Source organism: Litoreibacter roseus (assembly GCF_009811795.1).
Classification (GTDB): Bacteria; Pseudomonadota; Alphaproteobacteria; order Rhodobacterales; family Rhodobacteraceae; genus Litoreibacter; species Litoreibacter roseus.
This window is the reverse complement of the sequence record NZ_BLJE01000003.1, coordinates 43,747-64,511: the sequence shown is the minus strand read 5'-3', so window position 1 is coordinate 64,511 and position 20,765 is coordinate 43,747. Positions and strand designations below refer to the sequence as shown.

Here is a 20,765-nt window from a genome sequence, read left to right as displayed (position 1 = left end):
CATCAGCCACTGTAGACCGCTAAAGTTGGCAGGTCTGTCAGATTGAGACCTAAAGCGCGCATCGCAGACAGCGAAATCCGGCTGCCCGCGCTGGCCTCGCCCTCAATCGGGATCAACGTGAGGCGGACCGAATTGCCGGTGGCTGTTTCAACGCGGCCCGGCGTTTCGGCGGTCACCAAAGGCGTCCTGAGCCACAGCCCCGCATCAGTAGGATCGCCCAAGGAGGCGACGGTCTGCCCCAAGGCCTGCCCGCCAGATGTGGGCTGTGTCGCCTGCGCGCGCTGAGCGGCCGTTGTGGTGTCCAGAGACGCTGGCGCCACGCCCGCGACATCCGCAGACTGAGATGCCGGCCTGTCCGGCGGCGGCGGCGGTGGCGCGGATGGGATGCCCAAAGCATATTGAATTTGGCCGCAGGCGGGCAGCAGAACGATCAGAGAAATCAGCGCAATATTTTTCATGGATGAGACACTAGGTCGACGACCCACGCCCATCAAGCAAACAAAACCGGCATGTGTCTCTTGCGGCGAGCGTATGCCATCATTAACCTCCCCCTATGGCCCTAATTGACCCCTTCCAGCGCGCGATCACATATCTGCGCCTTTCCGTCACGGACCGCTGCGATTTTCGGTGTGTGTATTGCATGTCAGAGAATATGACATTCCTGCCGAAGAAGGATCTTCTGACGCTCGAAGAACTTGACCGGCTGTGCTCAAGCTTTATTCGTCTGGGCGTGGAAAAGCTGCGGATTACCGGTGGGGAACCTTTGGTCCGCCGGGGTATCATGACGTTCTTCGACGGGATGTCGCGGCATCTGGACAGCGGTGCGCTGAAGGAATTGACCCTGACGACCAATGGCTCCCAGCTCGAGAAATATGCCGCCGACCTCTATGCCGCTGGAGTGCGCCGGGTGAATGTATCGCTCGACACGCTGGATGAGGCCAAATTCGCCGAGATCACACGGTGGGGGCGCCTGGCACAGGTGTTGCGCGGCGTGGATGCTGCGTTGAAGGCCGGTTTGAAGGTCAAGATCAACGTCGTCGCGCTTAAGGATTTCAACGAGGTCGAGTTGTTTGATATCGCGGCATGGTGCGCCGATCTGGGCATGGATTTGACCTTTATCGAAGTCATGCCCATGGGCGATATCGGAAACGAGAACCGACTTGGTCAATACTGGTCGCTCGACGATCTTCGTGGGTCGCTGGCCGAGCGCTTTACGTTGACTGATTTGCCCGACAGGACGGGCGGCCCGGCCCGCTATGTCAAACTCGGGGAAACCGGGCAAAGGATCGGCTTTATCACACCGCTGAGCCATAACTTCTGCGAGAGCTGCAATCGGGTCCGCGTGACATGCACGGGCGAGATCTACACCTGCCTTGGCCAAGAGGGAAAATCGGATCTGCGTGGTCCATTGCGGGCCTCCGAGGCAGACGCACCCCTGGAAGATGCCATTCGCGCCGCGATCGGGCTGAAGCCCAAGGGACACGATTTTGATTACTCTCGCCAAGAGCTTGGCGGTCAGATGTCGCGCCATATGAGCCATACGGGTGGCTGACACACCCGTGCGCATCGACGATGTTGATGTGATTGCCCCAAATTTCAAACGCAGATTGTCTGGCGTAACCGCGACGGTGGTCAGACTCGTACCGCTACAGGCGAAGGACGTGGCCATAGCTGCTGCCTGCCCCGTCCCTCTGACCGGTGTCCCGCAGGTTTCCTTGGGCGCGGTGCTTACGATGTCACGTCGCAGGCGGGTTTGGCACGCACGGCGCAACGTCGAGATGCTGGCCGGCCTCTTTCTCAAACACGTCCTGCGCAAAGATTTGAAACTGCTCTTCACCTCGGCCTCCCAACGCCATCACACCGGCCTGACAAAATGGCTGATCGCTCAGATGGACAGGGTGGTCGCGACCTCTCACAAAACAGCCGGATACCTGAACCGGGATGCAGACGTCATCTACCATGGAATCGACACGCAAGCCTTCTGCCCTCCGAAACACAAGGCCGCACTAAGACACTCTATCGGACTGCCGAGGACCGAAACGCTGATTGGCTGCTACGGTCGCATACGGGCCCAGAAGGGAACGGATGTGTTCGTCGACGCCTTGCTGCGCGTTCTGCCCGATCATCCAGACCTGACGGGACTGGTGATGGGCCGCGCCCTGCCGAAAGATCAGGATTTTCTGGCTGAGCAAAAAGCCAAGGTCGCGGCGGCCGGAGCATCACACCGCATACTGTTCCTGCCGGAAGTCCCCGTTTGGGAGATGGCCAAGTGGTATCAAGCGCTCGACATCTACGTTGCACCGCAACGGTGGGAAGGCTTCGGGCTGACGCCACTGGAAGCAATGTCATGCGGTGTCCCGGCCATTGCCACGCGGGTCGGCGCATTCGAAGAACTGATCAAAGCGGGCGAAACCGGGGATCTGGTGTATCCGGGCGATCCCGACCAAATGGCCACAAAGCTGAAGGCCGCATTGGATGCGCCCGAAGCGCTAGCTGACTGGTCAGAAGCTGCTCGGGCGCATGTTGTCGCGGAGTTTCCCCTTCAGAAAGAGGCTGAAAAGCTGGTCGAAATTTATCGCGCGCTGCTTAGTTCCGGAAAACAGACGGGCCAAATTCCAGCATGAAACCGTCGATTTTCTTGGGCGCTGTGACACCGGTGGCCACACAGTTTGCTTTCGTGGACCGGATTCTATTCGCTGTGCGAGCGCTGGCTGAAAACGTAAGATCTTTCAGTATCACCTTATCATTCATAGACACGGTTCCACCCTTCAGCGATTTCCGGACCGCCTGACGCAGCTGAATATTGGTGTACGCCCCTGCCGCGCAAATCTCTATTTTTCCATCCACCATGATCGGTCGCCACATCATGTCGTAACCACCGGCATGCGCGCCGGTCCATCTGAGGTTCGCAGAGGGGAACTCTTCGTCAACTTGCACTGTGCGCGTGACCTTTTTCGTGGCAGCGTGCACGTCAGTGGCAACGACAGCCAGCATCGCCGCTGCCGTCAGGCAAAAGAGTTTCTTCATTTCAATGTATTCCGTACGTTTTGAGTTACCCGGATCGACCATAGAGCCGAGAAGATTACCAGACTATGTGTTTTGGAGCTTCGGGTACCAAAGTGAGAAACCGTTGCGGAAGAGCAGCAACCTCAGGTTGTGGCGGCCAAGCCGAGGCCTAGCCGCCTTGCGTACTCTAGAGGTGTTTCCAGAACACAATCTTATCGGCGCCGGCCTCGTAGAACTCGCGAATGCAAGCCTCTTCGACGTAGCCTGTCTTCTTGTAAAACTGACGCGTCAGTTTGAACTCAGGCGTACCCATCGTCTCGACGATTAAGACACGGGCCCCCTTCTGGGACAGCTGGTTTTCCAGATACCCCATCATTTGAGCCCCTATGCCCTGCCCGTGCCGGTTTGGCAGAACGGCGATGGCCAAGAGATTCCACGTGCCGTCCGTCATCCGTTCAGGCTCACAAAACCCGAACGCAAGGGGTTGGTCGTCCTCGACATAGGTGAACCAAAGGTCTGCCACGGTGCCGCCGAGGAAGCCTTGAAGCATATCCTCCAGCAGACCTGACGGGAACAGCTCTGTTTCATCAAGAATGGCCCTCAGGCCGGGAATGTCCCGCTGTTCGACGGGACGAATGTTATCATTATTTTTCAATAGTTTATACTTTCATGTCGAACATGTTGCCGGAAACAAAAGTTCCGCGTGCACCATGTTCAGAATTGAGGGTAAATCATCGCACCAAAAGACGCGCCCAGAGGCGGTCTGTCTTGTGCGTTCGGCCCAAACTGAGTTGGACTAGCGGTTTCCCGCAATCGTAGACATAAAATCTCCATCCCGACCTCAGATGGCCGGGTCTCTTCTTATCTCGTCTTTGCTGGTGTGTTTCAACCGCCAAAGGCTAGCTGGCGAGACGCTGCTCCACAATCTCGGCCCACCATGAACAGCCCGCAGGAATGACTTCATCGTTGAAGTTGTATTCGGGGTGGTGAACCATTGCCGTGTCGCCATTGCCCACCAGGATGTATGCGCCAGGGCGCTCTTCCAGCATGTAGGCAAAATCCTCGCCCCCCATGATTAAGGGCGCTTCGTCACAATCGCCTGAAACCGACGCAGCAACGGAGGCTGCGAAATCTGTCTGCTCCTCGTGATTGACCATCACGGGGTAGCCTTTGATGTAGTTAACCTCGACCGCCCCCCCGAAGGTTGTGGCCACCCCTTCAGCAATTTCAGGCAAACGCTTCGCGGCGAGATCACGCATCTCGGTCGACATGGTGCGCACAGTGCCGCGCAGCATCACCTGATCCGGGATCACATTGAACGCCTTTGAGCTTGTCTCGAACGCCGTCACCGAGACGACGATCTGTTGGACTGGATCGGCGTTTCGGGATGCGATGGTTTGCAGCGCAAGAACCATGTGAGAGGCTAAGACCGTGGTGTCGATCGTTTCCTGCGGTTTCGCGGCATGGCCGCCTTTGCCTTTGACGGTCAGTTCAAACATATCTGTTGCGGCAAAAAACGCGCCAGGTCGGATAGCGAATGACCCCACAGGGCGGCCCGGCCAATTGTGCATGCCGTAGACCTCATCAATACCCCAGCGATCCATCATACCATCGTCGCACATCTCCTTGCCACCGCCGCCGCCTTCTTCTGCAGGCTGGAAAATCACCACGACCGTTCCGTCGAAATTTCGTGTCTCGGACAGGTACTTGGCCGCCCCCAGAAGCATCGCCGTGTGCCCGTCATGCCCACATGCATGCATCGCGCCCGGCGTTTTGGAGGCATAGTCGAGGCCCGTCGCTTCCAAAATCGGCAGCGCATCCATGTCCGCGCGCAGCCCGATCGTCCGACCTTTCGTGTCGGACTTGCCTTTGATGACGCCGACCACGCCCGTACGTCCGATGCCTTCGACCACCTCGTCGCACCCAAATTCCTTGAGCTTTTCCGCAACAAGCGCGGATGTCCGATGCGTCTCGAAAAGGATCTCAGGATTTTCGTGAATATCACGGCGCCATTCGGTGATCTCAGGCAGCAGTTCGGCAAAACGGTTTTTGACGGGCATGGGGGCTCTCCTTTTGCGATTGGCGTCAGGTTGAACCCCGAAGCCGCAGGGTGCAAGCAAGTGATGGCTCAAGGCGTTTAGGTCGCGAGATGATCCACAAGTTTGCCCAGAAACGCCTCACCTTGCTTAAACTGATCGACCGCCAGAAACTCGTTTGGCTGGTGGGCTTGCGCAATATCACCGGGGCCGCAGATAATGGCGGAGTAGTCTTTTTCCTGAAACTGTCCGGCCTCGGTGCCGTAGCTGACGACGTGAGATCCGTTATCGCCGGTGATCTGGCGGACAAGCTGCTCTGCGCGGCCGTCATCTTCGGGCTGCAACGGCGGCACGTGGAACCGTTGCGTCACCTCGATGCGGGTCTCGGGCCGGATCTTCTGCATCGCCGCTTCGACCTCGGCGACCTTTTCCATCAGGGCGTCTCGATATGTCGCGATGTCCTCGCCGGGCACCAATCGGAAATCAATGCCGAACTCGCAATCCCGCGCCGTGATATTGTGAGCCGTTCCGCCCCAAATTCTACCAGTATGCGCCGTTGTAAACGGAGGATCGAACTGGGCGGCAAGCGGGGTGGGCTCAGCCCGCATCAGCGTTTCATTCAATTGGTTGACCCATTCGATGAGCTTCGCGCCCTGCATGATGGCATTGACACCCGTATGCATGAGCGAGGAGTGAACCTCGAACCCGTGGACGTGGATCCACCAGCCGTAGCCGCCCTTGTGACCTGATACGGCTTTCATCATGGACGGCTCGCCCACAATGACAGCTTGCGCGGGCGGCAGAGCGTCGCGCATTTCAGCAATCATAAACGGTGCACCGACGCAGCCCACCTCTTCATCATAGCTGAAGGCCAGTTGGAGGGGGCGCTTCACACCCCGTTCCAGTGCATGGGGCACGGCGGCAAGGGCCAGTGCGTCAAAACCCTTCATGTCACAGGTGCCGCGTCCGTAAAGCTTGCCGTCGTTTTCAGTCACGACAAACGGATCGGTGTTCCAAGGCTGGCCCTCGACCGGAACAACATCCGTGTGACCGGACAAAACGACGCCACCCTCAACCTCTGGCCCGACATTGGCGTAGAGATTGGCCTTGGTTCGATCATCATTGTAGACCCGCGTCGCCTGAACGCCGAAGCCATCTAGATAGTCTTCAACCCAATCAATAAGAGACAGGTTGCTGCTGGAGCTGACCGTCGGAAAGGCGACAAGCCGGTCGAGTATCTCGCGCGCAGTCAGGGTTTTGGTCATGGGCCGCCTTTCTGGGTTCGCCGATACGCTATCGGAAAGCCCGCGGGGTGCAAGGGCCGGTCATTCCCGCCAATACTTCGCCACCCAAGGTGCAGGTTTGACGAAATGGCGCAGATGGCGGAACGGCGTTTCAAACCTGTCCTTCGTGAAGAGCGCTTTGAGATGCCCAATTGGGGTGTGCCCCTTGTCCCGCTTGCTCCACCGGCCTTCGATCGCGAATTTCGGATCAATGGCACCCGCAAATATTATCGCGCGAGCATTCTTAGGAAGTCTGGGTGTAAAAAAGTAATTCAGCGGGAACACGTAGCAGCAGTTGTAGGTGTAATGCTTAACCAGATCGCTCGGGAAAAACGTCACACCTCCGGGCGCATTGCGTGTGACGAACCGCTGCTCGAAGCGATATTCGTCGGCGACCCCCTGCGGATCGGCCTCGAATTTTTGTTGCAACGAGATAAGCTTGCCGACCGGAAATCGGAATAGGGATGTCTGGCCCAGACGCTCGAACGGCGTACTCTGGTTTCGGGTCATCACAACATCCTCCGGTCCACCGATCTCGAAAAACTGGTCCAGATTGCCTGTGACCACCAGATCGAGGTCCATGAATAGAACCGGACCCGTCAGAGATCCGAGTTTTGGGCCCCACAGGCGGGATTTCGGCCAGATGCCCCGCGTGTTGGTTGGCATCACGGCGTTTATCGGAGGCAGGTCCTCACAATCTACCTCATCACGGATACCGTCGCTATTGTCGGTAAAGCAGGTGAAGGAAAACGGCGGCGTGATGTTGCGCTCTACCATTCCGTAGAGACGATTGATGTAGGTCGCGCCGTACTTGGTGCCCCAATTGATGCAGATTATCTGTTTCATTCGGCCCCTTTACCGCTCTCTCACCGCCTAGATACTGACCCTTCTGCAATCTGAATATGCGCGGACCAAAGTGACGCAGCGTCCCTATCCCAAAACACTCCTGCAAAGAAAGCGCAATTGGAGTTCGTCCGGAAACGTGCTTGCCGCGTTACGCTAACCTGTTAACACTTGCGGTGTCTCGCATGTGAGATGAGACCAAAAAGACGAACTACCAACTTGGGAGCCTGAATGCCCCGCGGCGACCTGTCTGATCAATCGGCCGATTTGTCGGCCCTCCAGCCTGTGCTGGACGTACAAAATCTAAAGACCGTGTTCAAAACCCGGTCCGGCGAAGTTCACGCGGTCAACTCCGTCAGTTTCGATGTTAAACCGGGCGAACTGTTGGGCGTGGTCGGCGAAAGCGGCTCTGGAAAATCCGTCACGATGATGTCCTTGATCGGACTGCTTCCCTCGCCACCCGCGGATGTAAAAGACGGCAGAGTGATATTTGATGGCGTCGACCTGCTGAAAGCTGACGCAAAAACGTTGCGATCCGTTCGAGGCGGCAAGATCGGGTTCGTCTTTCAGGACCCCATGACATCGCTCAATCCTGTCTTCACCGTCGGCTTTCAGATCGCCGAGCCTCTGCGGAAGCATATGGGACTTGGCAAGCGAGCCGCCCGCGCGCGGTCCGTCGAATTGCTGGAGCTCGTCGGAATTCCGGATGCGGCTCGCCGCCTTTCAGACTATCCCCACCAGTTTTCAGGCGGTATGCGTCAACGCGTGATGATCGCCATTGCACTGGCTTGCGATCCCAAGGTGCTAATCGCGGATGAGCCGACTACGGCCCTCGACGTCACAATTCAGGCCCAGATTTTGGAGTTGATCAAGGATCTGCGTCAGAAGTTAGGGATGGCCATCATATGGATCACCCATGATCTTGGCGTCATCGCCGGCATCGCTGACCGGGTCGTTGTCATGTATGGTGGTCAGATTGTCGAACAGGCGCCGGTGAAGGAATTGTTTGGCAACCCTCAGCACCCCTACACCCGCGCACTGTTGGAGACGATCCCATCCGTGCGGGGTCCGCGCGAGGACAAGCTGAACGTCATTGAGGGGCAGCCACCGATCATGGGCGCTGCCCCCACGGCCTGCCCGTTCCGTGCAAGGTGTAGCTTCCGTCATGACCGCTGCGACCGAGAAAACCCCGTGCGGCGCACAGTCGGCCCCGGTCACGACGCTGCCTGTTTCCATGAGTTTTCCCATGGCGCTTGATATGAAAACAGAGCCTCTGGTTCGGGTTCAAAACCTGAAGATGCATTTCCCAATCTATGGCGGGCTTTTGCAGCGTAAGGTTGGGGACGTGAAGGCCGTCGACGGGATATCCTTCGATATCTACGAAGGTGAAACACTGGGGCTTGTCGGCGAAAGTGGCTGCGGCAAATCCACAGTCGGACGTGCGGTGCTGCGGCTCTACGATATCACGGATGGCGCTATCCGGATCGACGGGGACGATATCGCGACTGCGGATGCTGGCAAATTGCGATCCATGCGACCGCTCATGCAGATGATCTTTCAAGACCCGCAGGCTTCGCTCAACCCGCGCATGACGGTCGCGGATATCATTGCCGAACCTCTGCGCGAGCACGTGAAAATGAGCAAGATCGAGCGCGAGGATCGCGTGCTTGAGTTGATGGATCAGGTTGGGCTGAACAAGGAATTCGCCAACCGCTATCCGCATGAGTTTTCCGGCGGCCAGCGCCAACGCATCGGCATCGCCCGTGCCCTCGCGCTGAACCCCAAATTCATTGTCTGTGATGAACCCATTGCGGCTCTGGATGTGTCGATTCAGGCGCAGGTGGTGAACCTGCTCGAAGAGCTACAGGATCGCCTAGGTCTGACCTATCTATTCATCAGCCATGACCTTTCCATGGTGCGCCATATCGCGGACCGAGTGGCAGTCATGTATCTCGGCCAGATCGCTGAACTTGCGCCCCGCGCGGAGCTTTATGAAGCACCGCTGCATCCCTACACGCAAGCACTGCTGTCCGCAGTGCCCGAGCCTGACCCGAATATCGAGGAACAGGTGGAGCGCATCATTCTGACGGGCGACGTCCCCTCCCCCTCCAACCCACCACAGGGCTGCAATTTCTGCACGCGCTGTCCGCAGGTGATGGAGATATGCAAAACCGTCGAACCCCAGTTTCAAGAGGTGCAACCGGGCCGCTTTGTGGCCTGTCACTTGCATCAGATCGCGGAAAACGCGGCATCAGAGGCCCATAAGAGCATCCAACAAGGAGAGATCACATGAAACTCACGACAGCCCTGATGGGCGCAGCGGCGACGCTTGTCCTGACCCCGGCAGCTTTCGCCGATGGGCATGAAGGCGAGCGCGGTCGCGATGGCCAGCTTAACATCATATATTGGCAAGCACCGTCCACGCTGAACCCGTATTTGTCTGGCGGGACCAAAGAGATTGAAAGCGCCTCCATGATCGTCGAGCCTCTGGCACGGTTCAACGAGGTGGGCGAGATGGTGCCATGGTTGGCTGAAAGCATCCCCACAGTTGAAAACGGCGGCGTTGCCGAGGATCTGACCTCGATCACATGGACGCTGAAAGAAGGCGTTCTGTGGTCGGATGGCACCCCCTTCACCGCTGAGGACGCCATTTTTACATGGGAGTACTGCACCCATCCGGAAGGTGGTTGTGCCAACATAAACTACTTCGATGGCGTGACCTCGATGGAGGCTGTGGACGATAGAACGCTCAAGATAACCTTTGATGCACCAAAGCCATTTCCCTACACGGCACTGGTCGGGTCCGAGAGCCCGATCATACAAAAGGCTCAATTCGAGAACTGTATCGGCGCTGCAGCGCCAACCTGCACTGAGCAGAACTTCGGTCCGATCGGCACTGGCCCGTTCAAGGTCGATGAGTTCAAAGCGAACGACGTAATTCAGTTATCCGCTAACGAGAACTTCCGGGAGGCTGGCAAACCCGCCTTTGCAACTGTGTTATTCAAGGGTGGCGGGGATGCCGCAGCATCCGCGCGCTCCGTACTTGAAACCGGCGAGTTCGACTATGCGTGGAATCTGCAGATCGACCCCCAAGTCCTTTCTGACATGGAACAGGTCGGCATTGGTACGGTCGCCGTCGCCTTTGCAACCTCAGTCGAGAGATTGATGGTCAACCAAACAAACCCGGACCCGGCTCTGGGCGACGAGCGCGCGACACTGGCGCATCCGCATCCGTTCCTAACAGATCGGGCTGTCGGCAGAGCCATGTCCATGGCGATAGATCGAAGCTTGCTGGTGGAGGTCGGATATGGTGCAGGGGGCCAACCAACGTGCAACGTGTTGCCAGCACCCGAAGCCTATGCGTCGACTGCGAATGACGACTGTCTCACGCAGGACATCGAAGGTGCAAAACAGGTGCTGGAAGACGCTGGTTGGACAGACACAAACGGCAACGGCATCCGTGACAAAGACGGAATTGAACTGGAGGTGCTCTATCAGACCTCAACAAATGCGGTACGACAGGACACGCAGGCCCTGATCAAACAGTGGTGGTCTGAAATAGGTATAGAGACGGAGTTGCGGAATATCGATGCATCGGTCTTCTTCGGAAGCGATCCTGGCAGCCCGGACACGTTCCAGAAGTTTTTCGCAGACGTCGAGATGTATACCAACAACTTTGCCGGAGTCGATCCCGAAGCCTATATGGCACGGTGGCTTTGCTCGGATATTCCATCTCCTGAAAATCAATGGCAAGGTAACAACAATCAACGGTTCTGCGATCCGGCCTACGACGCGTTGGTTGACGAAATGTCCCAGACAGCAGATCTTGATCGCCGGGCTGAACTTGCAAAGCAGATGAACGATATGCTCATGCAGAGTTACTCAATCATTCCACTTATCCACCGCGGCAATCCTTCAGCGCACGCCAACTCCCTTGGCGGTGTGAAGATGAATGACTGGGATAGCGAGATCTGGAACGTAAAAGACTGGTACCGCACCGAGTAAACACGCCTCAACGAAAGCACCCCGCCCGCGGGTCGGGGTGCGATTTTCCGCTTTCAAAGATATAATCTGAGGCGTCGCCCCAATGTTTAATTTTACGATCCGCAGGTTGATCCTGACGATCCCGACGCTTCTGTTCATTTCTTTTGTCATTTTCTTGATCGTTAAGCTGAGCCCGTCTGATCCAACTGGTAACCTGCCTCTCACGATTCCCGCAGAAGTCCGCGAACAGATCCGTGAAGCTCTGGGGGTCAACCAGCCCCTGATCGTGCAATATCTCAAATGGTTGCAGCAATTCTTCTGGATCGAACCCCTTATCTATCTAGAAAATGCGACCGGTTGGGATCTTGGTGCTGGCGATGCCACACGTCTGATCAGCTATCAGACCCGCAGTCCGGTGATGGACCTCATCATGCAGCGCATGCCGCAAACTTTGTGGGTGGTAGGCACCGCCTATGTGGTCGGCATCCTGATCGCGCTGCCCATTGGCGTCATTTCTGCTTACAAACAATATTCGGTTTTCGACCAAGTGGGCACATTCGTTTCCATGGTGGGCTTTTCGGTTCCGCCCTTCTTCTCGGGCGTCGTGGTCATCGTACTGTTTTCCGTCATAATCCCGTCAGACAGCTTCTTCTGGCTGCCATCCATTTACGATACAACGCACCGTGTGACTGACTGGGACAGCTTCGTGTACCAGTTCCGACAGATGATCATGCCGGTGATGGTGCTGGCGTTGCAGATCACGGCGCAGATCAGCCGCTTCACGCGGGCCTCTATGCTGGACAATCTCAATCAGGATTATGTGCGCACAGCTCGTGCAAAGGGCCTGCGGGAACGTACGGTCGTGCTGCTTCATGTGTTGCGCAATTCGATGATCCCCGTCGTGACAGTCATCGCTTTGGGCATACCGTCAATTTTCGGCGGCGCCATCATCACAGAGCAGGTTTTCAAAGTGAATGGCTTGGGACAACTGTTGATCCTGTCAATTCAAGGCGGTGACGTACCCACGGTTCAAACACTGACTTTCATTTTTGCGATCCTGATCGTCCTGTTCAATCTGATCGCAGACATTCTGTATGGTTTGCTAGATCCGAGGATCCGCTATGACTGATGCCGCAAACCCAATCGCTGAAATTGAAAAACGCAAACCTGCCCGCAGCCAATGGTGGGACGTTTGGGATCAATTCCGCAGCCATAAAGGCGCGCTGCTTGGATCAATCTTCTTCGTAATAATTCTGCTGGCCGTGATCTTCGGACCGATGCTGTGGCATCTCGATGCCACCACAATCGACATTCGGTCCCGGAACCAAGGACCCAGCCTCGCCCATCCGTTTGGCACCGATCAGTTGGGCCGGGATACGTTCGCCCGCATGCTGGCCGGCGGGCGGGTCAGTCTCGCAGTGGGGATGACGGCGATGATCCTTGCCCTGTTCCTCGGGACGCTCATCGGAGTTCTTGCGGGTTACTTCAAGCGGCTCGACGGGCTTTTGATGCGGGCAACAGACCTATTCCTCGCCCTGCCCTTGCTGCCGCTGTTGCTGGTCATCATTATGCTCTTCCGCGACAGGCTGAGCGCCCAGTTTGGGCCCGAGGGGGGCATTTTCATTCTCATGGTCTCGGCCATCGGCATCACCTCATGGATGCAAACAGCGCGGATCGTGCGCGGTGACGTACTGGCTTTGAAGGAGCGGGAGTTCGTTCTTGCGGCGCGCTCTATCGGGACGCCAAATCGGCGGATGATCACACGGCATATTCTGCCCAACGTCCTAAGTCCCATCATGGTATCTGCTACCTTGGGCATCGCGACAGCGATTATCACAGAGAGCGCGCTAAGCTTTCTCGGGCTGGGCTTCCCCCCTGACTTCCCAACATGGGGGCGCCTCCTGTTCGACAGTATCGACTACTTGCAGCAATCCCCCGAACGGGTGATGTGGCCCGGTTTGGCGATCTCACTGACGGTTCTCAGTGTGAACTACATTGGAGACGGTCTAAGGGACGCGCTTGACCCCCGTATCAGGGGCCGCTGAACCAAATCACTCCATGGATTTCCGCACGCGGCGCACCATCCACCAAACGCCAAGAATGACCAGCGGAGTGGCAATGGCAGTCATCACCAGCTTGGACAGGTTGGCGGCGTCCCCCAAAGGACCTGCCATGTAGAGCACAAGGTTGACGGCGTAGTAGCTGATCGCGACCACGGACAAACCTTCGACGGTCTTTTGCAAGCGCAGCTGAAGGTCCGCGCGTTTGTTCATACTTTCCAGCAGGCTCTGGTTCTGGGCAGATCGCTCTACATCGACACGAGTTCGAAGCAGATCACCCGCCCGAATTGCCCGCTCGGCCATGGTCTGCAGTCGGCGTTCCGTAGATTTGACGGTCCGCATCGCAGGGTCAAATCGGCGCATCATGAATTCTGCGAAGGTCTGGCGGCCTGTGTAGCGTTCTTCCCGCAGCACATCGATTCGCTGGTTGACGATCGCTTCATAGGCGCCGGTTGCCCCAAATCGGAAGGAGGACTGCGCCAGCATGTTTTCCAATTCGGCTGAAATCGCCAGAAGGCTGTCGAGCGTTTCTTCCGGCTGGGCCATCTTGCCGGTCATAGAGGACATCAGACCTGTGAGTTCGTTGTCCAACGCCCCCATCCGAGGGCCCAGATCGCGCGACCGCGCGAGTCCCAGCATCGACATGGTTTTGTAGGTCTCGATCTCGCACAAGCGCTGCACAATCCGCCCGATCCGGCGTGCGCCGCAATCCGGGGTGGTAAACGCCGCGAACCGCATGTGACCTGCCGCGTCAATGCGGAAATCACCGGCAATCACGGCAGAGCCATCCAGCACACGGCTGACGGCCAGACTTTCGGGGACGAACCAATCGGTCAGGCGGCTGACGATCTCGGTCTCGTCCTGCATTTCTTCGACGCGGATCAGGGCAGACGTGATCCGAACGCCAGGCGCCTTCGCCAACCAGTCTGTCGGTAAATGACTGAAAATCTGTCCGTTGAACGGACGCTCCTCAACTTGGTCCACGAAGAGCGTGTAGGTTACAAACTCGGTGTGCTGTTCCCATTTTAGCTTGTGCTTTCCTAGATCACCAAACCAGTGCGTTGCCCCCGGTTGAGGATGCGTCGCGCCAAACCGGTCAAGCAATTGGGTAAGATGCTGGCGATCTGCATCCTTGTCCCGCGCCGCAGCCCCCTCTGGCCGCTTGATGGCAAGATAAACGGCGCCACAGGGCGCATCGAGCGTCGGAAATGGGCGCGCATGCAGCTCGTTTGCCAGCGCATAGCGCAGAGGATGGTCTTCGATGGTGGTGATCGCGGGTGCCATATCAGTCATGGCAATAGCACATAGGCCACCACGTCTCCGAGTAAAATACAGAAATTAATAGATTTTCCGCGCTATTCAGTATGCCACGGCACACGCTTTAGCCCATTGGAAACGCGTGCCCTTCGGCCCATTCGGTCGAAGGGCACGCGCGATGTCCTAGTTGAACCTTGCATTCCGAATGCGTCGGATGCTGCGGCGTTCGTGGCGATCAACCGCCCGCGAGCCCTTGATGCCCAGTCGGTCACGACGATCTTCGCGGCGGTCCACGCGGTCTTCCAACCGATCAAGTGGACCGTTGTCCACAGCGCGATCAATCCGATTTTCACGGCGATCCGCCCGATCCTCAAGCCGATCGAGTGGCCCGCCGTTATCCGCGAATGCAGGTGAAAGCGCTGGCAAGGTCATGGCAAAAGCAAGAATGAAAAGATGTCTCATAGGTATCTCCGTAGATGATGTATGATCATCAAACGGGGGCAGCCACGGTTTCCGTCGAAAAAAAATGCCCCGCCGAGATGACGGGGCAGTTTAGTGTTTGAAGGTGGTCTTCAGTCGATCTTTGGTAACAGCGTATCAAGCGATGCTTTTGCGTCACCGTAGAACATCCGTGTGTTATCCTTAAAGAAAAGCGGGTTCTCGATGCCGGAGTAACCGGTGCCCTGTCCACGTTTGGACACGAACACCTGCTTGGCTTTCCAGACTTCCAGAACCGGCATCCCTGCAATCGGCGAATTCGGATCATCCTGTGCGGCCGGGTTCACGATGTCATTTGATCCTATCACGATCGCAACGTCAGTCGATGGGAAATCTTCGTTAATTTCGTCCATCTCTAACACGATGTCGTAGGGAACCTTCGCTTCTGCCAAAAGAACGTTCATGTGGCCCGGCAAACGACCGGCAACGGGATGGATCGCAAACCGAACCTCCTTGCCCTGCGCCCGCAACTTCTTGACCAGTTCCGACACCGCGTTTTGCGCCTGCGCAACCGCCATCCCGTAACCTGGCACGATGATGACACTATCCGCCTCGTTCAATGCTGTGGCCACACCGTCTGCATCAATCGAAACCTGCTCGCCTTCGACCTCCATGGCGGGGCCGCTGGTACCGCCGAAGCCGCCGAGAATAACCGATACGAAGGACCGGTTCATGGCCTTGCACATGATGTAGCTGAGGATCGCACCGGACGACCCGACAAGCGCCCCCACCACGATCAGAAGGTCATTGCCCAGTGAGAAACCGATCGCAGCCGCGGCCCAACCGGAATAGCTGTTCAGCATCGAAACAACCACCGGCATGTCGGCACCACCGATGCCCATGATTAGATGGTAGCCGATGAAAAGCGCGGCCAGCGTCATCAGAAAGAGCGGGAAGAAACCACCCGTGTTGAAGTACCAAATCAAGCACAGCAGGGACAAACCAGCGGCTGCCGCGTTCAGCATATGACCACCAGGCAGCTTTTCAGCCGCACTGGTCAGACGTCCTGACAGCTTGCCGTAGGCCACGACCGAACCAGTGAAAGTGATTGCACCGATAAAGATCCCGAGGAACAGCTCAACCCGCAGGATATTGATCTCCACCTGAGTTTTCTTGGCTACAAGCTCTGCGAAGTAGCCGACCACCGGCTCACCGGATGTCTGGGCTGCGTCGACCAGGCCGATTGTCCAGTCGGCGTTAAAGCCCACGAAAACGGCAGCAAGGCCCACCATCGCGTGCATTCCTGCGACCAGCTCCGGCATCTGGGTCATCTCGACCTTGGAGGCAAGCTGATAGCCAATGATGCCGCCTCCGCCCAGAAGGACCAGTGACGCGAGCCAAAGCCCCGACCCCGGCCCGATCAGCGTGGCGAACACTGCCAGTGCCATACCGGCAATGCCGTACCAGACAGCGCGCTTGGCGCTCTCCTGACCAGAAAGCCCACCCAGCGACAGAATGAAAAGGACAGCCGCGACAACGTAAGCGGCAGTGGTAAATCCGAAGTCCATGATCCGCTACTCCTTAGGATTTCTGGAACATGGCGAGCATGCGCCGTGTCACGAGGAAGCCGCCGAAAATATTGATCCCGGTCATGAAGACAGAAATCCCGGCAAGCAGGATCACGAGTATCGAACCGGAGCCCATCTGCAAAAGCGCGCCCAGAATGATGATCGAGGAGATTGCGTTCGTCACCGCCATCAATGGCGTGTGCAGCGCGTGGGAGACATTCCAGATCACCTGGAAGCCCACAAAGACCGAGAGAACGAAAACAATGAAGTGCTGCATAAAGCTGGCCGGCGCTACAAGGCCCACGGACAGCAACAAAACAGCGCCGACGGTAATCAGCGTGACCTGAAGGCGTGTCTCCTTGGCAAAAGCCGCGACTTCCTGCGCCTTCTTTTCTTCCGGCGTCAGTTCCTTGGCAGGCTCTTTCTTCGGCGCCGCCGCGATAGCCGAGACCTTGGGCGGCGGCGGTGGATAGGTCACTTCTTTGTCATAGGTGACCGTCGCGCCCCGGATCACATCGTCTTCCATGTTGTGAACGATCTGACCGTCCTTTTCAGGCGTCAGATCCGTAAGCATGTGACGAATGTTGTTGCCGTAGAGCGTGGAAGCCTGTGCCGCCATCCGGCTTGGGAAATCCGTGTAGCCGATGATCGTGACATCATTGTCGGTGACAATCTTCTCGTCCATCACCGTCAATTTGCAGTTGCCGCCCTTCTCGGCGGCGAGGTCGACAATGACCGAACCGGGCTTCATCGCTTTGACCATGTCTTCGGTCCAAAGCTCTGGCGCTTCGCGGTTAGGGATCAGCGCCGTGCAGATGACGATGTCGATCTCGGGCGCCATCTCACGGAACTTCTCGAGTTGCTTTTCTCGAAACTCGGGACTGGAAGGTGCCGCATATCCGCCAGACGCTGAGCTGTCCTGCGTGTCTTCGAAATCAAGGAAGACGAACTCTGCCCCCATGGATTCGATCTGTTCGGACACTTCCGGGCGCACGTCGAATGCATAGGTGATCGCGCCAAGAGATGTCGCCGTTCCGATGGCCGCCAGCCCTGCGACACCCGCACCGATGACCAGCACTTTGGCTGGGGGGACTTTACCCGCTGCCGTCACCTGCCCGGTGAAAAAACGTCCAAAGTTGTTACCGGCCTCAATAACCGCCCGGTAGCCCGCGATATTGGCCATCGAACTGAGCGCATCCATTTTCTGAGCGCGACTGATGCGTGGCACCATCTCCATGGCGATGACGTTCGCACCTTTCTTGGCGGCGTCGGCCATGGCTTTTTCATTGGCTGCAGGGTTGAAGAAAGAGATTAGCGTCTGCCCTTCGCGCAGCCGCTTGGATTCGCTCGCATCTGGCTGGCGAACTTTTACAACGACATCCGCTGCTTTCCAAAGTGCAGCAGCCGTTTTGACCACCTCGACGCCCGCTTCTTTATACGCGTCATCGGTAAATCCCGCGTTCAGGCCTGCACCTGTCTCGATCAGGCAATCGTGGCCAAGCTTTTGAATTTGTTGCGCACTATCGGGCGTCATCGCCACCCGATTTTCGCCAGTGTAGGTCTCTTTCGGTGCCCCGATCTTCATCACGGTCCCCTTCGTCTTGGTTTTTAACCATTATTTGCAATCGGCGCTGCTCATATCACCCGATACCGTCAGAGTCAGCGGCGTGCGCAAGAAAAATTCGTGGACGTAACGTCGCAATTGTCGAACATGACCCGCTGGACGCAGATGTCCAGTACGATAAGCTTTCCTCAAGACAAGGAGATGAGATGGATCTGAGTGGGAAACATGCCTTGGTCACAGGCGGTGGCACGGGAATTGGTTTAGCGATTGCAACAGCACTCAAAGGTGTCGGAGCGGACGTCACGATCACGGGACGGCGACGGGATGTTCTTGAGGACGCTGCAAAAACCTATGATTTAAACCCGATTGTCATGGATGTGAGTGACGAACACTCAGTTGAAAGCGGTTTTGCTTCTGCCGTCGCGTCCAAGGGCGTGGTCGATATCACGGTCGCGAATGCCGGGATCGCAGAGGGCGGTGCCATCCCCAAGACCAGTCTGGAGGACTGGCACCGCATCATTGAAATAAATCTGACCGGAACATTTCTAATCACGCGGGCCGCACTCAACGCGCGGGCAAGGACCGATTGGGGGCGTGTAATTGCCATCTCCTCCATCGCTGGCCTTCGGGGACTGAAGGGTGCCGCGGCCTACACGGCCTCCAAACATGGCATGACCGGGCTGATGCGTGGGCTCGCCGCCGACTACCTAGGAGCACCTATCACATTCAATTCGATCTGCCCGGCCTATGTGGACACCGCGATTGTTCCACAGAACATCAAGCGGATCATGGCCCGCACGGGCATGTCAGAGGACGAGGCGAACCAGGTCGTGCTGGGTGCCAATCCCCATGGTCGCCTGATCGAACCGTCCGAAGTTGCACAAGCGGCTCTTTGGCTTTGCGGCCCTGGATCAGAAAGCGTAAACGGTCAGGCAATCCAGATCTCCGGCGGTGAGTTCTGAGCAAAAGGCGGGCCGCCCCAAAAGACAAAAAATCCGAGGCCCAATGAGTATTTTCGACAAAACACGGGCGATGTTTCATCTGCCGGACGGTGTCATCTATCTGGACGGCAATTCGCTGGGCCCCCTGCCCCATCACGCACAAGACCGCGTGGATGAGATGATCCGAGACCAGTGGGGCGAAATGCTGATCACTGGCTGGAACAAGGCGGGCTGGATGGAGCAGCCCAGCCGGGTCGGCGATCGCATCGGTCGGTTGGTCGGTGCCGAAGCTGGGCATGTGGTGATGGGCGACACCTTATCCATTAAGGTCTATCAGGCCCTTGCATCGGCGCTTGAGATGCAGCCCGGCCGCAAGGTCATAGTGTCCGACACAGGCAACTTTCCCTCCGATCTTTACATGGCCGAAGGGCTGATCCGATCACTGGACAAGGGACTGTCTCTCAAATTGGTGGACCCGGATGCCATTGAACATGCCCTAGACGAAAGTGTTGCGATCCTGATGCTGACTCAGGTCGATTATCGCACCGGCCGCATGCATGACATGGCCGATCTGACACGCCGCGCACATGAGAAAGGCATCGTCACTGTATGGGACCTTGCACACTCTGCGGGGGCTGTGCCTGTCAATCTGGCTGAAGTCGGCGCAGATTTTGCGGTCGGTTGCAGCTATAAATATCTCAACTCCGGCCCCGGCGGTCCGGCCTTTATCTACGTTGCGCCCAGACACGCGAATGAGGTCACACCCGCGTTGTCCGGCTGGCTCGGTCACGAAAGTCCTTTCGCCTTTGACCTCTCCTACCGGGCCGCGTCCGGTGTTGAGCGGATGCGTGTGGGGACACCGCCGGTCATTCAGCTGGCCGCATTGGAGGCTGCGCTGGACGTCTGGGATCACGTCGATATGGATACGGTCCGGGCCCGCGCGATTGACTTGTCTGAGCTTTTTATTGCCGAAGTTGAACGCACATGCCCCGATCTCGTGCTTGTTTCGCCGCGTGATGCTGATCGGCGCGGCTCCCAGGTTTCTTTCTCGCACCCCGAAGGCTATGCCATCATGCAAGCGCTGATTGCCCAAAAGGTGATTGGCGATTTTCGGGCGCCGGATATCTTGCGGTTCGGCATCACGCCGCTTTACATCGGGGAGCAGGATATCTTGACTGCAGCATCCACGCTGCACCGCATCATGGAGGACGGGCTTTGGGATCGGGACGCATATCGGGTTCGGGCGCGCGTCACGTAGCTCTGCGTACGTTTCGTCCTACCGACAGTTCCGCCACCTATAAAGTCTTCTTCGAAGCAGTACGTCGAGGCGCAGCCACCCTTTATAGCGAAGCAGACCTTGCTGCATGGGCGGCAAGCGAGAAAGTGCCAGAACGGTGGGGCGAGCGGCTGTCACTCCACCATACATTGATTGCCGAGCGCGAGGGACGGATCATTGGTTTCATGAGTATTGCAAAAAACGGGTATCTCGACATGGCCTATGTCCTGCCCTCCTTCATGGGACAGGGGGTTGCAGAAAAGCTCTATACAGCTTTAGAAAACTGGGCCCGCGCCGCCAAGATCGACCACCTGACGACAGAGGCGAGCCATCTGGCACGGTCTTTCTTTGCACGTCAGGGTTGGACAACGTTGACCCCGCAGACTGTCCATCGCAATGGCCGCGACATTCTGAACTTTCGCATGGAAAAGCACCTTAGTTAGAAACGCATTGGCACCATCACGCACCGGGCTTATACTAAACCAAGCGGTTCAATTCTGGGGCTGAGC

General features: G+C 57.2%; 20 protein-coding genes. 10 read left to right on the top strand and 10 right to left on the bottom strand.

Annotated features, from left to right (window positions below; genetic code table 11):
• Positions 1–2 precede the first annotated feature (2 nt).
• The gene (locus KIN_RS14145; RefSeq protein ID WP_159808209.1) at positions 3–458 is read right to left on the bottom strand and encodes a D-galactarate dehydratase; all 456 of its coding nucleotides are present in this window, start codon (positions 456–458) and stop codon (positions 3–5) included.
• 95 nt (positions 459–553) lie between these two features.
• Between KIN_RS14145 and moaA the strand changes: the two genes are divergently transcribed.
• Both moaA and KIN_RS14135 read left to right on the top strand, forming a co-directional pair.
• Positions 554–1,552, top strand: a complete 999-nt coding sequence (gene moaA / locus KIN_RS14140; protein WP_159808207.1) for a GTP 3',8-cyclase MoaA — start codon at positions 554–556, stop codon at positions 1,550–1,552.
• Positions 1,545–2,624 (top strand): glycosyltransferase family 4 protein, encoded by a 1,080-nt coding sequence (locus KIN_RS14135; RefSeq protein ID WP_243144934.1) that lies wholly within the window; start codon positions 1,545–1,547, stop codon positions 2,622–2,624. The genes moaA and KIN_RS14135 overlap by 8 nt, the downstream gene beginning before the upstream one ends.
• Here KIN_RS14135 and KIN_RS14130 read toward each other — a convergent pair.
• The 5 genes from KIN_RS14130 to KIN_RS14110 all read right to left on the bottom strand — a co-directional run bounded on the left by KIN_RS14130 (position 2,587) and on the right by KIN_RS14110 (position 7,171).
• The gene (locus KIN_RS14130; RefSeq protein WP_159808205.1) at positions 2,587–3,027 is read right to left on the bottom strand and encodes a hypothetical protein; all 441 of its coding nucleotides are present in this window, start codon (positions 3,025–3,027) and stop codon (positions 2,587–2,589) included. The genes KIN_RS14135 and KIN_RS14130 overlap by 38 nt on opposite strands.
• 166 nt (positions 3,028–3,193) lie before the next feature.
• Complete coding sequence (locus KIN_RS14125; protein WP_207710140.1) at positions 3,194–3,661, bottom strand: GNAT family N-acetyltransferase; 468 nt, start codon at positions 3,659–3,661, stop codon at positions 3,194–3,196.
• Positions 3,662–3,905: 244 nt separating this feature from the next.
• The gene (locus KIN_RS14120) at positions 3,906–5,066 is read right to left on the bottom strand and encodes a M20 aminoacylase family protein (protein ID WP_159808203.1); all 1,161 of its coding nucleotides are present in this window, start codon (positions 5,064–5,066) and stop codon (positions 3,906–3,908) included.
• A gap of 77 nt (positions 5,067–5,143) precedes the next feature.
• Positions 5,144–6,307 (bottom strand): acetylornithine deacetylase, encoded by a 1,164-nt coding sequence (argE, locus tag KIN_RS14115; protein ID WP_159808201.1) that lies wholly within the window; start codon positions 6,305–6,307, stop codon positions 5,144–5,146.
• Between the two features lie 60 nt (positions 6,308–6,367).
• Entirely contained in the window at positions 6,368–7,171 is an 804-nt protein-coding gene (locus KIN_RS14110) for a glycosyl transferase (RefSeq protein ID WP_159808199.1), read from the bottom strand.
• A gap of 228 nt (positions 7,172–7,399) precedes the next feature.
• Between KIN_RS14110 and KIN_RS14105 the strand changes: the two genes are divergently transcribed.
• From KIN_RS14105 to KIN_RS14085, 5 genes are all read left to right on the top strand, one after another.
• A complete protein-coding gene (locus tag KIN_RS14105) occupies positions 7,400–8,425 on the top strand; it encodes an ABC transporter ATP-binding protein (protein WP_159808197.1) in 1,026 nt (341 codons plus the stop codon).
• Positions 8,415–9,461: an ABC transporter ATP-binding protein gene (locus KIN_RS14100; RefSeq protein WP_279285277.1), complete on the top strand. Its 1,047-nt coding sequence runs from the start codon at positions 8,415–8,417 to the stop codon at positions 9,459–9,461. Before KIN_RS14105 ends, KIN_RS14100 begins: the two co-directional genes overlap by 11 nt.
• Entirely contained in the window at positions 9,458–11,173 is a 1,716-nt protein-coding gene (locus KIN_RS14095; RefSeq protein WP_159808195.1) for a peptide ABC transporter substrate-binding protein, read from the top strand. Before KIN_RS14100 ends, KIN_RS14095 begins: the two co-directional genes overlap by 4 nt.
• Before the next feature lie 82 nt (positions 11,174–11,255).
• Positions 11,256–12,281 carry an ABC transporter permease gene (locus KIN_RS14090; RefSeq protein ID WP_159808193.1) on the top strand — a complete coding sequence of 342 codons (1,026 nt, stop codon included), beginning with the start codon at positions 11,256–11,258 and terminating at the stop codon, positions 12,279–12,281.
• Positions 12,274–13,197: an ABC transporter permease gene (locus tag KIN_RS14085; protein WP_159808191.1), complete on the top strand. Its 924-nt coding sequence runs from the start codon at positions 12,274–12,276 to the stop codon at positions 13,195–13,197. The genes KIN_RS14090 and KIN_RS14085 overlap by 8 nt, the downstream gene beginning before the upstream one ends.
• A gap of 6 nt (positions 13,198–13,203) precedes the next feature.
• Here the strand turns inward: KIN_RS14085 and KIN_RS14080 are convergent, their stop codons facing one another.
• The 4 genes from KIN_RS14080 to KIN_RS14065 form a co-directional block, all read right to left on the bottom strand.
• Entirely contained in the window at positions 13,204–14,484 is a 1,281-nt protein-coding gene (locus KIN_RS14080; protein ID WP_159808896.1) for a DUF3422 family protein, read from the bottom strand.
• A 168-nt stretch (positions 14,485–14,652) separates the two neighbouring features.
• Positions 14,653–14,931: a hypothetical protein gene (locus tag KIN_RS14075; protein WP_159808189.1), complete on the bottom strand. Its 279-nt coding sequence runs from the start codon at positions 14,929–14,931 to the stop codon at positions 14,653–14,655.
• Positions 14,932–15,041: 110 nt separating this feature from the next.
• Entirely contained in the window at positions 15,042–16,475 is a 1,434-nt protein-coding gene (locus KIN_RS14070) for an NAD(P)(+) transhydrogenase (Re/Si-specific) subunit beta (RefSeq protein ID WP_159808187.1), read from the bottom strand.
• Between the two features lie 13 nt (positions 16,476–16,488).
• Positions 16,489–18,060, bottom strand: coding sequence for a Re/Si-specific NAD(P)(+) transhydrogenase subunit alpha (locus tag KIN_RS14065; RefSeq protein ID WP_159808185.1), 1,572 nt, complete (start codon positions 18,058–18,060; stop codon positions 16,489–16,491).
• Positions 18,061–18,245: 185 nt separating this feature from the next.
• On the opposite strand from KIN_RS14065, the gene KIN_RS14060 reads away from it, so the two are divergent.
• From KIN_RS14060 to KIN_RS14050, 3 genes are read left to right on the top strand one after another with little or no spacing between them, the layout of a single operon-like run.
• Positions 18,246–19,001, top strand: a complete 756-nt coding sequence (locus KIN_RS14060) for an SDR family NAD(P)-dependent oxidoreductase (protein ID WP_159808183.1) — start codon at positions 18,246–18,248, stop codon at positions 18,999–19,001.
• Positions 19,002–19,044: 43 nt separating this feature from the next.
• Positions 19,045–20,238: a kynureninase gene (gene kynU, locus KIN_RS14055; RefSeq protein ID WP_159808181.1), complete on the top strand. Its 1,194-nt coding sequence runs from the start codon at positions 19,045–19,047 to the stop codon at positions 20,236–20,238.
• Complete coding sequence (locus KIN_RS14050; protein WP_159808179.1) at positions 20,196–20,699, top strand: GNAT family N-acetyltransferase; 504 nt, start codon at positions 20,196–20,198, stop codon at positions 20,697–20,699. The genes kynU and KIN_RS14050 overlap by 43 nt, the downstream gene beginning before the upstream one ends.
• Positions 20,700–20,765 lie beyond the last annotated feature (66 nt).

Excerpts from the sequence above, each read along its gene's own strand:
- KIN_RS14090 (WP_159808193.1), top strand. The coding sequence starts at position 11,256 with ATGTTTAATTTTACGATCCGCAGGTTGATCCTGACGATCCCGACGCTT.
- KIN_RS14100 (WP_279285277.1), top strand. The coding sequence starts at position 8,415 with ATGGCGCTTGATATGAAAACAGAGCCTCTGGTTCGGGTTCAAAACCTG.
- KIN_RS14095 (WP_159808195.1), top strand. The coding sequence starts at position 9,458 with ATGAAACTCACGACAGCCCTGATGGGCGCAGCGGCGACGCTTGTCCTG.
- KIN_RS14145 (WP_159808209.1), bottom strand. The coding sequence starts at position 458 with ATGAAAAATATTGCGCTGATTTCTCTGATCGTTCTGCTGCCCGCCTGC.
- argE (WP_159808201.1), bottom strand. The coding sequence starts at position 6,307 with ATGACCAAAACCCTGACTGCGCGCGAGATACTCGACCGGCTTGTCGCC.
- KIN_RS14060 (WP_159808183.1), top strand. The coding sequence starts at position 18,246 with ATGGATCTGAGTGGGAAACATGCCTTGGTCACAGGCGGTGGCACGGGA.
- KIN_RS14110 (WP_159808199.1), bottom strand. The coding sequence starts at position 7,171 with ATGAAACAGATAATCTGCATCAATTGGGGCACCAAGTACGGCGCGACC.
- moaA (WP_159808207.1), top strand. The coding sequence starts at position 554 with ATGGCCCTAATTGACCCCTTCCAGCGCGCGATCACATATCTGCGCCTT.
- KIN_RS14120 (WP_159808203.1), bottom strand. The coding sequence starts at position 5,066 with ATGCCCGTCAAAAACCGTTTTGCCGAACTGCTGCCTGAGATCACCGAA.
- KIN_RS14105 (WP_159808197.1), top strand. The coding sequence starts at position 7,400 with ATGCCCCGCGGCGACCTGTCTGATCAATCGGCCGATTTGTCGGCCCTC.
- KIN_RS14065 (WP_159808185.1), bottom strand. The coding sequence starts at position 18,060 with ATGAAGATCGGGGCACCGAAAGAGACCTACACTGGCGAAAATCGGGTG.
- KIN_RS14085 (WP_159808191.1), top strand. The coding sequence starts at position 12,274 with ATGACTGATGCCGCAAACCCAATCGCTGAAATTGAAAAACGCAAACCT.
- kynU (WP_159808181.1), top strand. The coding sequence starts at position 19,045 with ATGAGTATTTTCGACAAAACACGGGCGATGTTTCATCTGCCGGACGGT.
- KIN_RS14130 (WP_159808205.1), bottom strand. The coding sequence starts at position 3,027 with ATGAAGAAACTCTTTTGCCTGACGGCAGCGGCGATGCTGGCTGTCGTT.
- KIN_RS14075 (WP_159808189.1), bottom strand. The coding sequence starts at position 14,931 with ATGAGACATCTTTTCATTCTTGCTTTTGCCATGACCTTGCCAGCGCTT.
- KIN_RS14070 (WP_159808187.1), bottom strand. The coding sequence starts at position 16,475 with ATGGACTTCGGATTTACCACTGCCGCTTACGTTGTCGCGGCTGTCCTT.